This window comes from Aeromonas sp. R5-4 (assembly GCF_040908215.1).
In the GTDB taxonomy this organism is placed as follows: Bacteria; Pseudomonadota; Gammaproteobacteria; order Enterobacterales; family Aeromonadaceae; genus Aeromonas; species Aeromonas veronii.
The window spans coordinates 1-15349 of the sequence record NZ_JBFODG010000002.1 but is presented as its reverse complement, the minus strand read 5'-3'; the positions used below and the strand labels follow the sequence as shown (position 1 = coordinate 15349).

Genomic DNA, 15349 nt, shown 5'->3' with positions numbered 1-15349 from the left:
GCCTGCCAGACCGGCAGCGCGCGGGCTAGACCCCCAGAGTGGCACCGCCATCGACCACCAGATCCTGCAGGGTGATATGGCTGGCGGCATCGGAGGCGAGAAACAGCACGCAGGCAGCCACCTCGTCGGGTGAACCCAATTTGCCAAGGGGGATCCCCAGCTTGAACTGCCCGGGCAGACCCGCGATAGTGCGCTGTTCTCCCTCCCGCTGCTCAGCCTCCCCCTCCTGCCACATGCCGTACAGCATGGGGGTGCGAGTCGAGCCCGGCGACACCAGATTGCAGCGCACCCCATAGGGGGCAAGTTCCAGCCCTGCCGTTTGAGTGAGGCTGGTCAGCGCCGCCTTGGAGGCGCCATAGATGCCCATACCCACTCGCGGCACCCGACCGGCATTGGAGGAGACATTGACGATGGCGCCCCTGCGCCGCCCCTGAAACCAGGGGGTCAGGGCCCGCATCAGATAGAAGGGGGCGAAGGTGTTGATGGCGAAGGTGCGCAGCAAGAGGGCGTCATCCACCTCATCGAGCCTGCCGGTCGCCAGTACGCCGGCGACATTGACCAGCACATCGGGCCCCAGCCCCTCGCCCAGCAGCTGTTCGCAGCAGCGGGTCACGGCCTCGCTGTCGCTGACATCGATCACCACTCCCTTCACGTTGCCGGGCAGCGCCTCGGCCAGTTGCTGATCGAGCGCCACCACGCTGGCCCCCGCCTCGGCAAAGGTGCGCGCCACCGCATGGCCAATCCCCTGCGCCGCGCCGGTTACCCAGACGGTTCTACCTTGCCACTCGCTCATGGGGTGCACTCCGGTTCGCTGACGTGATCTTCGTTGACCCGACGAGCCGTGTCCTGACTGACATTGTGCTGACTGACGTGAAGCTGACGGGAGAGGAGCTCCCACCAGTGAGCCAGGGTCGGCGTGCGGGCCAGCTCGGCCAGCTCCACCACCAGCCCCTGCTGACGCCACTCTTCCACCAGCCCCATCACCGCCAGCGAGTCGAGACCGTAGTCGAGCAGGTTGTCATCCTCGGTGGGCTGCTCCTGCTGCATCTCGGCGGGCAGCCGTGCCAACACCTGAGCCCGTAGCGACTCGCGAGTCAGAGGGCGTTTGCTGGCCGCCATCACCTCGGCCACGGTAATCACCCGACCGGCATTGCGGCTGACGTAGGAGAGCGCCAGCAGATGATCTTCGCGGGAAAAATCGGCGATGGCATCAGCCACCAGGAAGGGGCGAATATCGCGCATAAAGGCATCGACCGCCGTCTGCATCACCCCGATATGGCCGTAGATGCCGCAGATCACCAGCTGATCTCGCCCCCATTCGGCCATCAGCTCGGCCAGCGGTGAACGGCAAAAAGCGCTGTAGCGCCACTTGGTCAGCACCGTATCCTGCGGCTCGGGTGCCAGCGCCGGAACGATGGGTTGACGCTCCGGCGCTCGGGTCAACCCCGGCCCCCACATGTCGTTGAGCAGCGCCCGATCGGCCTGACTCTGCTCGGCGGGCTGGGCGGTATAGACCACCGGCATGCCAAGAGCTCGCGCCTGACGGATCAGGGTGGCGATATGGTCGATGACCTGATTGATCAGCGGATTGTCCGCCCCGTAGAAATCGACGAAATAGTGCTGCATATCGTGGACCAGCAAGGCGGCACGGCCCGGTTCGAAGGGCCAGTTCACCCGCCCGGTTGGCAGATCCTCAGCGGTGGGCAGCGGGTAGGCGGCGAGGGATTGAATGGTCATGCACACTCCTTGGCGAGCTGCTCGCGCAGCGTCTGTTTGTCTATCTTGCCGACCGGGGTGTGAGGCAGTTTATCCACCAGCACCAGGCGATCGGGCAGTTTGTAATCGGCCACCCCCTGCTCGCGCAGGAAACGGCGCAAGCGGGGCAGATTGAGGGGGGCGCGGCACATCAAAAAGGCGCAGCTACGCTCCCCCAGCATGGGATCAGGCATGGCGACCAGTGCAGCCTGCCGCACATCTGGATGGGTAATTAGCAGCTCTTCAATCTCGAGAGCGTCGATCTTCTCCCCGCCCCGGTTGATCTGATCCTTGTTGCGTCCCACCACCATCAGATAGCCGCCGGGCAAGCGGCAGACCAGATCGCCGGTGCAGTAGAAACCGTCCCGGTCAAAAGCCCGCTGATTGTGGGCCTCGGCCTTGAAGTAGCCACGAAAGGTGTAGGGGCCACGCGTCCAGAGCTCGCCGCACTCACCATCGGGCAAGGGGCGCCCGTCGCTATCCCGCACCTCGACCTCGTCGCCCGGGCTCATCGGGCAACCCTGACTATTGACGATGTGCCACTGGTCATCCTCGGTGCGGGTGTAGTTGACCAGCCCCTCGGCCATGCCAAACACCTGCTGCAAGCGGCAACCAAGGCGGCTCGCTACCGCATCGGCATGAGCCGGGCTGAGGCGCGCACCGCCCACCTGCACACACTCCAGAGAGGTCTGCGGATAGTGGCTGGCCGCCTCCAGCCAGAGCGCCAGAGTCGGTGGCACCAGTGCCGCCCAGTTGACCTGATGGCGCTGCACCAGCGGCAGACAGGTTGCCGCAGAGGGATCCTTTGCCAGCACCACGCAGCCACCGGCATAAAACACCCCGAGTGCGCCGGGGGAGCTCAGGGGAAAGTTGTGGGGCGCTGGCAGAGCGCATAGATAGATCACCCGCTCATCCCAACCGCACACCGCTACGCTCTGGCGCACGCTGTAGCCATAGTCATCGTGGGTACGGGGGATCAGTTTGGGGGTGCCGGTGCTGCCGCCGGAGAGCTGGAAAAAAGCGACTTGATCGGCCGGGGTAGGCGTTGGCGCGATAGCCGTCAGCGGCGAACCATCAGCACGGGCTATCGGGTCAGGCTCACACCATGCAAATCCTGACTGAAGATCGGAGCCTTCTGCCTGCTCGAACAGCAGTGTCTGGCAGGAAGGAGATACCAGCTCATCAAGGGCCACGAGGCTCCCCGCTTCACCGGCAAAGCCGGGATGGGAGGGGCTGAGTACCAGCAAGGCGGGCTCAATCTGGCGGGCAAAGGCCACCAGCTCGCGCCGCTGATGGCTGTAGAGGGCATGCACCGCCACTACTCCGCAGCGGATCAGGGCAAACCAGCAGATATAGAACTCGGCGCAGTTGGGCAACTGCACCAGCGCACTATCGCCATGGCCCAGCCCGCGCGCGGCCAGCCGCGCCGCCAGCGCATCAACCTCACGCTTTAACTGGCCATAACTGAGGGTGCGCTCGCCGCAGATCAGGGCCGTGCGCTCGGGATAACGTGCGGCGGAGTCATCGAGCAGTGCGGTGAGCGGTTGTCCGCACCACCACCCTTGCGCCCGGTAGTGGGCTGCCAGCTCGGCGGGCCAGGGGGTAAAGGGTACCAGCGGCTTCATGTTGTCACCTCCGGCTCCCGGCTCTCGAGGCCAAACGCCCGCAGCATGGTGCCAAGCTTGGCGGCGGTCTCCTGCCACTCCGCTTCCGGCGAAGAGCCCACCACCACCCCGGCGCCGGCATAGAGCCGCAGTTGCCTGCCAGCCAGCACGCCACAGCGGATGGTGACCACCCATTCGCCATTACCATCGGCATCCATCCAGCCGACGGCGCCGCAGTAGAAGCGGCGATCGTACCCCTCGAGCCGAGCGATGGCCTGACGCGCAGCCGAGAGCGGTGTGCCGCACACCGCCGGTGTCGGGTGCAGCGCCAGCGCCAGAGCCAGAACGGGAGAGGGCTCATGGAGCCGCCCGGCGATGCGGGTCGAGAGATGCCACATGGTAGGGGTCGCGATCACCTGCGGCTCCAGAGGGACGTCCAGCTCGCGGCAGAAGGGAGCGAGGGCCGCAGCAACCGCATCGGCCACCAGCGCATGTTCATAGCGATCCTTCTGGGCCCCCAGCAGCTCGGCACTGGCCGCATCTTGATCGGGAAAAGCGAGGCGCGGACGGGAGCCCGCCAGCGGATTGCTCACCACCGCCATCTCGCTGCGCGATACCAGCAGCTCGGGGCTGGCGCCAAGCAGGGTCTCCCCATCCGGCAGCGGGATCTGGAACACATAGGCCCCCGGATTCTGGGCCAGCAGAGAGCCATAGGCGTGTGCGGGGGAGGTCTGCTCTGCGCTCTGCACATCAATGGCGCGCGACAACACCACTTTCTCGAGTTGCCCCTCGCTGAACTGCTGCAACGCTGCCCGCACCGCCCCCTGATAGTGGGCGGAGCCGGTCACTTCGCTCACCTCGCCATGGAGCTGGCAACAGCTGGCGGGCAACATCGCATCCCTTGCGACCCACTGCGATTGCGCCGGGATCACCAGATGCCAGGGGGATTGGGTATCAAACGGAATGGCGCCGATGGCGATGGGATTGACCATCCCCTGCTGGCGCAACTGACGCAGATGGGCGAGCAGCTTCTCCGGCTGGATGCCGGTAAAGCTGTCGTGGATACCGGAAGCGACCAATACCCTGTCACCGCTTGCAAAACAGCACACTTTATCCAACCCGACCGCTGTGGCGGGCCACTCTCCTTCCAGTGCATGGTCACACATGACGGTGCTACTCCTTGGAATGAATCACAGCCTGACACGACTTAAAGTGAGTCATTTGACTCACCAGATATCAGGGTGAACGGCATCCTAACAAGGAGCGAAAAAACGATCAATACAAATGAGAATCAATTTCATTAACTTCTTTTTAGTCAAAAGAGGGTGACGAACGAAACTGAGCTTCGCCGATAAAAAAGAGTTGCGATCGGAGCAAATTCAATTTGATAATGATAACGCTTATCATTTGTATATTATGGAAGATGTAAATAATGAAATCCTCAACCTCCCGTTTTATTGCTCCCAGCCTGCTGGCTACTACCATCGTCACTCTGCTGACCCAGCAAGCGATCGCCGCCAGCAACGCGCTTCAAGCCGATGAGGTGATCACCGTCACCACCACAGCGCACAATACCCGCTCGGCTCCGGCCTCTATCTCTGTCATCACGGCCGAACAGATCGCCGCCGCGCCCGTCAATGACCTTGCCGACCTGCTGCGCCACGAAGTGGGCATTCAGGCTGAAGCTGACACCAATGGCCGTAGCGATATCGGCATTCGTGGCATGTCCGGCAAGTACACCCTGGTACTGGTGGATGGCAAACGCCTCTCCTCCTCCAATGCCCTGTGGCGCGGCGGCAACTTCGACAACACCCCGGTCCCCCTTGGCATGATCCAGCGGGTCGAGGTGATCCGTGGTCCCATGTCAGCACTTTACGGCTCCGATGCCATCGGTGGTGTCATCAATATCATCACCAAACAGCCGGGCAAAACCTGGCAAGGGGCGGCCGATGCCGACTTCAAGGCCATCGAGGGCAAGGATGGCGGCGATCAGCACAGAACCAACCTGGGCTTTACCGGCCCGCTGACCGACAACCTGCTGATCCGGATGAACGGCGAGGTGTATGACCGTCAAGCCTGGACCCCCACCGAAGCTGCTGACGGCATCCCCCTTATCGAAGCCAAACAGACCCGCAACTTCGCCTCCACCCTGAGCTGGCTGGTGGATGAGCAGCAGCGCTTCGAGCTGGATTACCTCTACAACCAGGATGAGCGGCCTCTCGATATCTTCCGCAAAACCGGCAACAAGGTGCACAGCCGCCAGCAGCAAAACGATCGCAACCTGTTTGGTCTGACCCACAAGGGGAACTGGAGCTGGGGTGACACCACCGTCATGGCCAACTATGAAAGCTCCCAGATCGACGATTTCAACACCAGCTACTCAGCCCCGCAGCAACGGGAGCTGGAAGAGAACACCTTGACTCTCAAGGGCTATACCAACCTGGCGCTGGCCAACCACTACCTGACCCTGGGTGGTGAATATCTGGATCGGGAGCTGGTGGATGCAGTGAGCTACAAGGATATCGGCGGCAAAGAGAGTCACTCTCAGGAGGCGCTGTTCGCTCAGGACGAGATCGGCCTGACCGACAGCCTGACCTTCACCCTGGGCGGCCGTTACGATCACCACGAGATCTACGGCAGCCACTTCACCCCGCGCGGCTATCTGGTCTATGAGATGAACGATGTGGTGACAGTGAAAGGCGGTGTCAGCCAGGCCTTCAAGGCACCGGCACCACACCAGTACTCCAACGGTTACAGCATCGAGAGCTGCGGCGGCAGCTGCCGCATCTATGGCAGTGACAAGGTCAAGCCGGAAACCAGCACCAACTACGAGCTGGGTGTCATCGCAGGAGAAGGGATCTGGGAAACCAGCGCCACCCTCTTCTACTCCGACATCGACGACATGCTCACCTTCAAACAGCTGCCGAACTCCACTGACCGCACCTGGTACAACCTGGAGAAAGCCACCACCAAGGGGTTGGAGCTGACCGGCAAGCTCGATCTGACCGACAATATCAACCTTGGCGCCAACTACACCTACCTCAAGGCGGAAGGCGATCAGGGTCAGGCTCTGCCCGAGCGGCCTGAGCACAAGGCCAACGCCAAGATCACCTGGCAGGCCACCGAGCGGGTTAATGCCTTTGTCGGCACCACCTACACCGGCACCCAGTTTGCCGAGCAGACCGTCAACAAGGTTGTCGTACTGCACAAGCTGCCCAGCTATCAGACCTTCGATCTCGGCACCGGCTTCAAGGTCACAGAGAACTTTGACCTGCGACTGGGGATCAACAACCTGACCGACGTGCGCCTGCAAGAGAAAGACACCGTCTTCCAGAACGTCGAACCGGGTCGCAGCTACTACGTCAGCGGCTCAGCCCGCTTCTAAGGTAGCCAAGGTCGATATAACAGAGCGCGGGCCCATGCCCGCGCTCTGTTAACCAAGAGAATAAGGGGAAGATCCCCACTGGACAGCAAAGAGCATGCAGATTTCCATTTTCATCAGGATCGCTCATGTTCACCTCACTTCTGAATGCTTCACCCCTTGCCACCCTGCCCACCCCTGACGAGATGTTAAAGGCCAGACCCTGTCCGGCACGGCTCGCTCGCCAGATCGCTCGCAGCCGCCAGCAAGCCCGCCATATTCTGCAGGGAGAGGATGATCGCCTGCTGCTGGTGATCGGCCCCTGCTCCATTCACGATCCGGCAGCCGCCCGCGACTATGGTGGCCAGCTCGCTGAACTGCAGGGCCAATACGGGGAGCAGCTGCAACTGGTGATGCGCACCTATTTCGAAAAGCCGCGCACGACGCTCGGCTGGAAAGGATTTATCTTCGATCCCGACCTCGATGGCAGCGATCGACTGGAAAAGGGACTATCCCAATCCCGGGAGTTACTGCTGGCACTTGGACAGGAAGGGCTCGCCTGTGCCACCGAATTTCTCGATCTCACCAGCATGCTCTATCTGGGGGATCTCATCAGCTGGGGTGCCATTGGCGCCCGCACCACAGAATCCCAGCTCCACCGCCAGCTGGCCTCCGCCCTCCCCTGCCCCATCGGTTTTAAAAACGGCACCGATGGCAATATCCGGATCGCGGTCGAGGCGATCCTCGCCAGCCGGGCGGCCCACCTCTATACCCAGCCTTCCGGTGATGGCCAGCTGGCACTGGTGCGCAGCCATGGCAACCCCGACTGCCATCTGATCCTGCGCGGTGGCCGGCAGCCCAACTATCAGAGCAATCATGTTACAGAGGCTGGCGAGCTGCTGCGCCAGCATCATCTCTCCCCTCGCCTGATGATCGATTGCAGCCACGGCAACAGCCAGAAGCAGCATGCCCGCCAGCTGCTGGTTGCCCGTAACATTGCCGACCAGCTGGGTGCTGGTAGCCATGCCATCGCCGCCATCATGGTGGAAAGTTTTATCTGCGAAGGGCGTCAGGAGATTGGCAGCAAACCGCTGCGCTACGGCCAGTCGATCACCGATAGTTGTATCGGCTGGGAACAGACAAGGCGGCTGCTCGATATGGTGGCAGAAGGGGTGGAGGCACGCCGCCAGCAGCGGATCGCCCTGGCGGGATAAATAGCGGATTAGAGAGATAACGCAGAAAAGAGTGTGGCCCCGATGGGGCCACCTTGTTGTTCGCTGTCTGACGCACGTCAGGCGACTGACTCACGCTCCACCAGCTGGGCTTCAAATTTGAGCGCCAGGCCGTCCACCGGCTTGTGATCGAGCAGGCGCAGCGCCAGCTCGGCTGCGCGGCTGCCCATCTCCTCGATGGGGTAGCGCACCGTGGTGAGCTTGGGATAGATGTAGCGGGCGTAGGGGATATCGTCGAACCCCACCACCGACACCTGCTGCGGGATCTTGTAACCCCGCTCCAGCAGGCAAGAGATGGCGCCGGCCACCATACCGTCGTTGAAACCGAGCACGGCAGTGAACTCGACACCACGGGCCAGCAGTTCACTCATCGCCACATAGCCGCCATTTTCGTCGGCATAGGCGCGGCTGACGAGTGCAGGATCAAAGGCGATCCCGGCTCTGGCCAGGGTCTGGGTGTAACCGGCCATCCGCTGCTGACCATCGACAAACTCTTCATCATCAGAGGTGATAAAGGCGATGTTGCGATGACCGGCATCCAGCAAGTGCTGGCACGCGGTGGTGATCCCCGCCTGGTTATCGAGCCAGACGCAGCGATCCTCAAAGCCCGGCACCTGACGGTTGATGAACACGATGGGGGTAGAGCCTGCCGCCAGCTCGCTCAGCTCCTCGTCCGGGAGCGCCTTGCTGTGGAGGATCAGCGCATCGCACTGTCGCTGCAGCAGCGCCTGAATGGCGTGACGCTCGCGCGCGATATCGTGGTTGCCAGACATGACGATGGTGAACTTGTTGGCCTGATCGACCATGGTTTCGATGCCACGCATCATCTGGGCAAAGAAGGGGCCGCCGCAGAGGTCGCCAACCAGCACGCCAATGCAGTTGGAACGCTTGCTGACCAGTGCCTGGGCAAAACTGTTGGGTCGAAAATTCAGTTCCTTCATGGCCGCCAGTACGGCCTCACGCTTTTCCGGTGCTACCTGTGCCGTGTTGTTGATAACCCGCGACACGGTGGAGATAGACACATTTGCCAGCTGAGAAACGTCTTTAATCGTTGCCACTATCCATTCCTTTATTGTGGGGGAACCTGTCGGTGCCGACGCCCGAGTATACCCTGCGGCCTGATGCAATTCCCGGAGCCAGGTCACCAGGCATGTTTCCTTTGGTAACAAAACCTTACCCGATGATACCCGGCAGCAGGGAAATTTGAAAACAGGGGCCGGCTGGCGGCCCCCGACTCAATAGGCGTGATTGAGCTCCCGCTCCGACATGAAGCGCAGCGGCTGCTGCAGCTTGTGCTGATAGATGAGATCGAACGACAACACGTTTTGTACGTAGTTGCGGGTCTCCTTGTAGGGGATGCTCTCGACCCACACGTCCATCGGCTTGTTGTCACTCTGCTCTCGCCAGCGTTTTACCCGTCCCGGCCCGGCGTTGTAGGCGGCCGCCGCCAGGATCCTGTTGCCGTCATAGACATCCAGCAAGCGCTTGAGATAGGCGCTCCCCAGACGAATATTCATCGCCGGATCAAACAGTTGCTGCTCGTTGCGATAGGGCACCCCCAGCTTGCCGGCAGTCTCTTTGGCAGTAGCAGGCATCAGTTGCATCAGACCGCGCGCCCCCACCGGCGACTGGGCCAGCGGATAGAGAGCACTCTCCTGACGGGAGATGGCGTAGAGCAAACTGGTGTTCATGGTGCGCTCTTGCGCCATCTGGGAGAAGGTGCGCTTGAGCGGCAGCGGGAAGCGCAGGTCGAGGGCATCCCACGCTTCGGCGCGAATGCTGGCGAGAATGGCCAGCTCGTGCCAGCCCTGATTGAGGGCGATATGACCAAACTCGATGCGCTGGGCCACCGGATTGCGATCCATGTTGTGGATCCACTCCGAGCGGGCCGCCGCAATCTCGTTCATCGACAGCAGCTCGCGCACCCGCAACAGGAAGGGCCAGCGCTGACTGGCCGTGCGCCAGTCCGGTACATGCTTGACGCTCTGGTTCTTGATGCGATAGGGCACACCGGTGCGCTGGGCGGCCATGAAACCGTAGAAACCACGCAGGTTGGCGGTCTCCAGATAGAGATCCCGCGCCGGTTTTTGCTGCCCCTGCACTTCAAGGGAGCGCGCCATCCAGTAGCGCCAGCGATCCTCTTTCTGACGGGCCATCGGCATCATCTTCACCCAGCCGGAGAGGCCACGCCAATCCTGTTCCCAAATCGCAAGACGTGCCCGCAGCTCGGTGATATCGGGATCCGCCAGCTTTTTCACCGTGCTGTCGACCCAACTGCGCTGGGCTATGGAGCGATCCAGCAGCAGGCGGCGGGCAATGGCACGCTCTACCGGTTTCACCTCGGCCTGGGTCAGGCCGAAACGGCTGCGAAACAGCGCAAGCTGGCGCAGCACCGACTCCGGTTCCTGATTGGCATAGCGGGTCAAACCAAGAGAGAGCAGCTTGCGGGAATAGGGGTTGCTGCTGAAATAGGCCGGGTTCATCGCCTTGGCGGGCTGCTCGAACAGGGTCACCATCTGATCGCCATAGCTTTGCAAGCCGCTACCCAGGGTCGCGCCAAGGTGGCGGATCAGGTTGGGGTTTTCCGCCTCGAACGCCAGCGTCATCCGCTGCCAGATCTTCTCCTGGGTTCGCTGACCGGATGCCTGCCACAGCTGGAACAGCGGGGAGCAGGCATCGGGGCGCGATTGACCGCTCATCCAGATCTTGCCCGCCCCCTGCAACGCCTCTTTCGGCTTGCCGGTGTAATAGAGCGCCTGATAGTGCATGCAGAGCAGGTCGGTGGAGCTCGGCTTGGCCGGATAGAAGCGCAGGAACTGCGACCACTGCTGGCTCTGGGCCAGATAGGTCAGATAGCTGCGCTCCAGCCGGTTGGACTGGGGGGTATCCCCATGCTGGCGGATAAAGCGGGTCACATCGTTGTAATCCGCCGCCCCCGGACGAAAGGCGAGCTGATAGTAGTCGAGATAGGGCAACAGGGGATAATGGGTCAAACGGGCACGAATTTGCTGGAAACGGGCCTGGTCATTGGCCCGTACGGCGTCATACGCCTGACGGTAGAGCGTCTGGTCGGCAGTCTGCGCCATCAGGGTCGGCACAAACAGCGCCGACAAAACAATTCCCCATACAGCTTTCACTGAACATCTCCATTGAGGGCAATACACCGCCCGGTGGCGGTGGGTCTACTGCCTCTCATTCTACCCGTTGCCGGGCAGCGCTACAGCGGGGAGCAGGGACTATTTTTCTGCCTCGCTCAGCTGCATTTCACGCAGTTGCTCCGGTCTGGTCAGCCGCTGTACATATTTCTCCAGATAGGGCACCGGCAGCGGCTTGGAGGCGAGATAGCCCTGATAGAAACTGCACCCCTGCGCCTTGAGAAACTCCAGTTGCTGACGGGACTCCACCCCTTCCGCCGTGACGTTGAACCCCATATGTCGCGCCATGGCGATCACCGCCTCGACGATGGCCATGTTGTCGCCATCTTTCGGGATGTCCTGAATGAATGAGCGGTCGATCTTAAGCTCATCGGCAGGCAGCCGCTTGAGGTAGCTCAGGGAGGAGTAACCGGCGCCAAAATCGTCGATGGCAAAGCTGATGCCGAGCTCCTTGAGCTCGGTCATCTTGCTGATGGTGTCCTCGGCATGACCCAGCACCACGGATTCGGTGATCTCCAGATTGAGGCAGGCCGGATCCATGCCGGTTTGCGCCAACACATCGTGGATCCGTTCGACAAAATCGGTGGCATGGAACTGCTTGGCACTGACGTTGACCGAGATCTGCGGAATGTGGATGCCGTTCTCCTCCCACAGCACATACTGGGCGCACGCCTCGTGCAGCACCCAGTTGCCGATATCGACAATCAGGTCCGTCTCCTCGGCAATGGGGATAAATTCGGCAGGCGAAACCAGCGAGCGACCGGCTGGCTGCCAGCGAATGAGTGCCTCGACACCAATGATATCGCCGCCATCGACCATATGCTGAGGCTGATAGTAGAGGGTCAGCTCTTGCTGGCTGAGGGCATTGCGCAATTCGTTGTGAATGAGCAGACGGCGATCCGCCTGCTGCTGCATCGAGGCATCGAAGAAGCGACGGGTCTTGCGGCCAGCGGACTTGGCCTGATACATGGCGGTGTCTGCCTGCTTGAGCAGATCATCGACCCCCTGCTCCCGATCCGGAAACAAAGTAATGCCGACGCTGGCACCGATGTGCAGCACCTGCCCCACATAGGTATAAGGAGCGGCAATCTCGGTGATGAGCCTCTCGGCAATGATATCGGCCTGCATCTCCGCCTGGGGCGGGCTGGCCGAGAGCGATGGCAGCAGCAGTACAAACTCGTCACCACCGAGGCGGGCCAGACAATCCCCCTGTCGCACCAGCCGTTTGAGACGGGCGGCGACCTCCTTGAGCAGCCAGTCACCGGTGGCGTGGCCGAGGGAGTCGTTGATGGTCTTGAAGTGATCGAGATCGATAAAGAGCAGGGCGCCAATCAGACCGTCGCGGGTCGCCTCGTTGAAGGTCTGCACCAGGGTCTCGTGGAGCTGACGGCGATTGGGCAATCCGGTCAGCTCGTCGTAATAGGCGAGATCCTGGATGCGTCGCTCGGCCGCCTTGCGCTCGGAGATATCCTCGAAGCAGATGACAAAGTGGCTGATCACCCCTTTTTCATCCTGCACCGGCGTCACTATCTCCCACTGGGGATAGGTGTGACCATCGACATGGCGACGCTGGGTCTCCCCCTGCCAGCGGCTGAGGGTATTGAGCTCGTAGCCGAGCCCACCCAGATTGGGCCAGAGATCCTCTTCCAGATGCAGGCCCAGCACCGACTGGCTGTCGAAGCCGGTGATCTGGCTGAAGGCGTTGTTGACCCGCAGGATCTTGAACCCCGGATCCGTAATGATGATCCCTTCGTGGGTCTCGAATGCAACGGCAGAGAGGCGCATCTGGGCATCGGATTGCAGACGCTCCAGCTCGGCCACCATCCGTACCGAAAAGGTATTGAGCACCGAGGTGAGATTGCTGGTATCTGCCGGGGCCGAATAGAGCAGCGCCAGATGGCCCAGAAGTTGGCCTCTGGCATCAAACAGCGGCTGACCATAATAAGTCTGCCCGGCCGCCAACCAGGGTTGATACTCCTGCGACTCGTCGATCACCTCGAAACAGATGGCCCCTTGCTTGTAGAGCTCCTGACAGGGGGAACCCGCCAGCGGATAGTCCTTCTGCGCCAGCCCGTCGGCAGCCAGCACTTTGACTCGGTCGGCACCGCACAACTCACCCACCCAGACCGCATCCACCTTGAGGATATGGGCCAGCTGGCTGACCAGGGTATTGAAGAAATCGAGCCCAGTGCGGGCAGAGAGCGCCTGCGCCAACTGGGTGAGCAGGGTGGTTTGCAGCAACGGCAAAGAGAGGTTGAGAGAGGATACTGAACTGTTGGCGGTATCAAGAGGAGCCAGCCAGCCACAGCAGATCTGCTGGGTGGGCACAAACTGGCCGCTCCAGAGCACATGGTTGAGCTGCCCCTGATCATCTTTCAGATGACCGATAAACTGTTCAGGCAGATGTGATTCATGAAGCCGGACGAGAAAGTCGGCAAAGCCTGCCTCATCTTCCGGTAACAGGCGAGCGGCCCAGGGATGATTGCCCTCCCCTTGCCACTGCTGGTAGGCCCCCTGATCAGAGAGACTCCACTGATCATGTTGCCGATCGAAAAACCACATGACTTGCGTGGCCTGCTGCTTCATTTACCACTCCAACACAACAACCAACCACGTTTGATGTCCAATCAGGCATAGCAACGCCCCCTGCATCCGCTCATCAGCTCAGAGGTTGCGAGGGAAGAGTACAAACATGCGATATCAAGCAGTGGAAACCGGACATGAGGTCGACACGAAGTGCTGCCAAGAAGGGACAGAAACGATCCTATTCCCGTCATACTGCCTGCCAGTTTCATGGAGCTCAAGCTGTTTTTGGCACGAAACCGGAAAAGATCACAATTTATAAGTTGCTGAATAGCCAAGGGAAGGTTATGTGACATGGATCACATTTCAATCTTTACCAATGAGTAATCTGAAGGTGAAGACACAAGCAAGACGACCCGAAGGGGGCCAATATGAAAATCGAAATTACCAGCAAAATCATCGACATCACCCCGGCTATCCGCGAGCGCATCGAATCCCGTTTTGAAAAGCTCGAACGTCTTCAGGTGCCTCTCATCACACCCCATGTGATTGTTTCCAAAGAGCGTCTGATGTTCACTGTCGAAGCCAGTGCTGGCATCCCCAACGGCAAATTGTTTGCCCAGGCAGAGCATGAGGATCTCTACGCCGCCATCAACGAACTGGGGCAAAAACTGGAGCGCCAACTCAACCGTCACACCGAAAAGCCGATTGCCCGTCGTGCCAATGCCGCGCTCAAAGAGCAGCCGCAACCGGATGAAGCTGACGCTTGATTGCATGCCGCAAGGCTAAAAATTCCAAAGAGCATAAAGGCGGGGTCACCCGCCTTTTTGTTGCCTGTGATTTGCCGACAAGCATCGCGTTACACCAGTGAACAGGCGCCATCAACTGAGCCAGTGCAACCGGGTATCCACCCCCTGTTGCAAACGATCGAGGATCGGCAGCAATACCAGCGGATCCTCCTGGCGTGGCATATCGGCCAGCTTTCCTTGCAACCGCTCCCGCGCCAGCGGTGACAGGTTGTCGTAGACAGCCTCATCCAGCAGCGGTTGTTTGACCGCCAGCGGCGGTGTTTGCAGCACCAGCCAGAGCCGCACATCCACCATGCTTCCCCCCTGCTGCAGCCGCTCATTGATGGCACTGCAGTCACTCCCCGCCCCTTCAGCCACCAGCACCTCTGCCGGTCGCAGATCAAAGTGCAGACGCCAGTCACGGCTCTGGGAAGTGGCCGCCGGTTTGGCATCAAACCAGGGCTGCTCCTCCACCGCATCGGTCAGCAGGGCCAGATGCAGCCGGAAATCAGCCCGATCCCCATGCTGCAGGTCACGGTTGAGGCGCTGCCCCAACTGGCCCTCATCAACGAGCAGGTGATTACGGATTGAACTGGGCAGCATGAGATAACTCTCGAAAATGGCGATTTCACTGGTTATCGGCCACAAATCCAATTCTTTTAATGGAAAAATCCTGCTTGGGGGTTCACAAAACCGGAAGATCTGTTAGTATGCGCCTCGCACTTGTGGAGGGGTTCCCGAGCGGCCAAAGGGATCAGACTGTAAATCTGACGGCTCTGCCTTCGAAGGTTCGAATCCTTCTCCCTCCACCATTTCAAGTGCGACAATTTTAAAGCAATACCCCGTGGAGGGGTTCCCGAGCGGCCAAAGGGATCAGACTGTAAATCTGACGGCTCTGCCTTCGAAGGTTCGAATCCTTCTCCCTCCACCA

At 60.6% G+C, this 15349-nt stretch carries 11 protein-coding genes and 2 tRNA genes; 5 read left to right on the top strand and 8 right to left on the bottom strand.

Annotated elements, in window-relative coordinates; all coding sequences use genetic code 11:
- Nucleotides 1-25: 25 nt before the first annotated feature.
- The 4 genes from dhbA to AB5Y83_RS01340 are packed head-to-tail and all read right to left on the bottom strand — an operon-like array spanning nt 26 to nt 4525.
- Nucleotides 26-793, bottom strand: coding sequence for a 2,3-dihydro-2,3-dihydroxybenzoate dehydrogenase (gene dhbA / locus AB5Y83_RS01355; protein ID WP_368174567.1), 768 nt, complete (start codon nt 791-793; stop codon nt 26-28).
- The gene (locus tag AB5Y83_RS01350; protein WP_252412342.1) at nt 790-1737 is read right to left on the bottom strand and encodes an isochorismatase family protein; all 948 of its coding nucleotides are present in this window, start codon (nt 1735-1737) and stop codon (nt 790-792) included. The genes dhbA and AB5Y83_RS01350 overlap by 4 nt, the downstream gene beginning before the upstream one ends.
- Nucleotides 1734-3380 carry a (2,3-dihydroxybenzoyl)adenylate synthase gene (locus AB5Y83_RS01345; RefSeq protein ID WP_368174566.1) on the bottom strand — a complete coding sequence of 549 codons (1647 nt, stop codon included), beginning with the start codon at nt 3378-3380 and terminating at the stop codon, nt 1734-1736. The genes AB5Y83_RS01350 and AB5Y83_RS01345 overlap by 4 nt, the downstream gene beginning before the upstream one ends.
- The gene (locus AB5Y83_RS01340) at nt 3377-4525 is read right to left on the bottom strand and encodes an isochorismate synthase MenF (protein ID WP_368174565.1); all 1149 of its coding nucleotides are present in this window, start codon (nt 4523-4525) and stop codon (nt 3377-3379) included. The genes AB5Y83_RS01345 and AB5Y83_RS01340 overlap by 4 nt, the downstream gene beginning before the upstream one ends.
- A gap of 266 nt (nt 4526-4791) precedes the next feature.
- Between AB5Y83_RS01340 and AB5Y83_RS01335 the strand changes: the two genes are divergently transcribed.
- Nucleotides 4792-6744: a TonB-dependent receptor gene (locus AB5Y83_RS01335; RefSeq protein ID WP_368174564.1), complete on the top strand. Its 1953-nt coding sequence runs from the start codon at nt 4792-4794 to the stop codon at nt 6742-6744.
- A 125-nt stretch (nt 6745-6869) separates the two neighbouring features.
- Nucleotides 6870-7934, top strand: coding sequence for a 3-deoxy-7-phosphoheptulonate synthase (locus AB5Y83_RS01330; protein WP_368174563.1), 1065 nt, complete (start codon nt 6870-6872; stop codon nt 7932-7934).
- A 77-nt stretch (nt 7935-8011) separates the two neighbouring features.
- Here the strand turns inward: AB5Y83_RS01330 and AB5Y83_RS01325 are convergent, their stop codons facing one another.
- The 3 genes from AB5Y83_RS01325 to AB5Y83_RS01315 form a co-directional block, all read right to left on the bottom strand.
- The gene (locus tag AB5Y83_RS01325) at nt 8012-9010 is read right to left on the bottom strand and encodes a LacI family DNA-binding transcriptional regulator (protein WP_069527099.1); all 999 of its coding nucleotides are present in this window, start codon (nt 9008-9010) and stop codon (nt 8012-8014) included.
- Nucleotides 9011-9187: 177 nt separating this feature from the next.
- Entirely contained in the window at nt 9188-11089 is a 1902-nt protein-coding gene (locus AB5Y83_RS01320; RefSeq protein ID WP_042080224.1) for a transglycosylase SLT domain-containing protein, read from the bottom strand.
- 99 nt (nt 11090-11188) lie between these two features.
- Nucleotides 11189-13693, bottom strand: a complete 2505-nt coding sequence (locus AB5Y83_RS01315) for a bifunctional diguanylate cyclase/phosphodiesterase (protein WP_227094894.1) — start codon at nt 13691-13693, stop codon at nt 11189-11191.
- Nucleotides 13694-14061: 368 nt separating this feature from the next.
- Between AB5Y83_RS01315 and raiA the strand changes: the two genes are divergently transcribed.
- The gene (raiA, locus tag AB5Y83_RS01310) at nt 14062-14400 is read left to right on the top strand and encodes a ribosome-associated translation inhibitor RaiA (protein WP_005334257.1); all 339 of its coding nucleotides are present in this window, start codon (nt 14062-14064) and stop codon (nt 14398-14400) included.
- Nucleotides 14401-14511: 111 nt separating this feature from the next.
- Here raiA and AB5Y83_RS01305 read toward each other — a convergent pair whose 3' ends face one another.
- The gene (locus AB5Y83_RS01305; RefSeq protein ID WP_368174562.1) at nt 14512-15021 is read right to left on the bottom strand and encodes a VC2046/SO_2500 family protein; all 510 of its coding nucleotides are present in this window, start codon (nt 15019-15021) and stop codon (nt 14512-14514) included.
- A 124-nt stretch (nt 15022-15145) separates the two neighbouring features.
- Here AB5Y83_RS01305 and AB5Y83_RS01300 point away from each other — a divergent pair.
- Nucleotides 15146-15230 (top strand) — tRNA-Tyr (locus AB5Y83_RS01300).
- 34 nt (nt 15231-15264) lie between these two features.
- Nucleotides 15265-15349 (top strand) — tRNA-Tyr (locus AB5Y83_RS01295).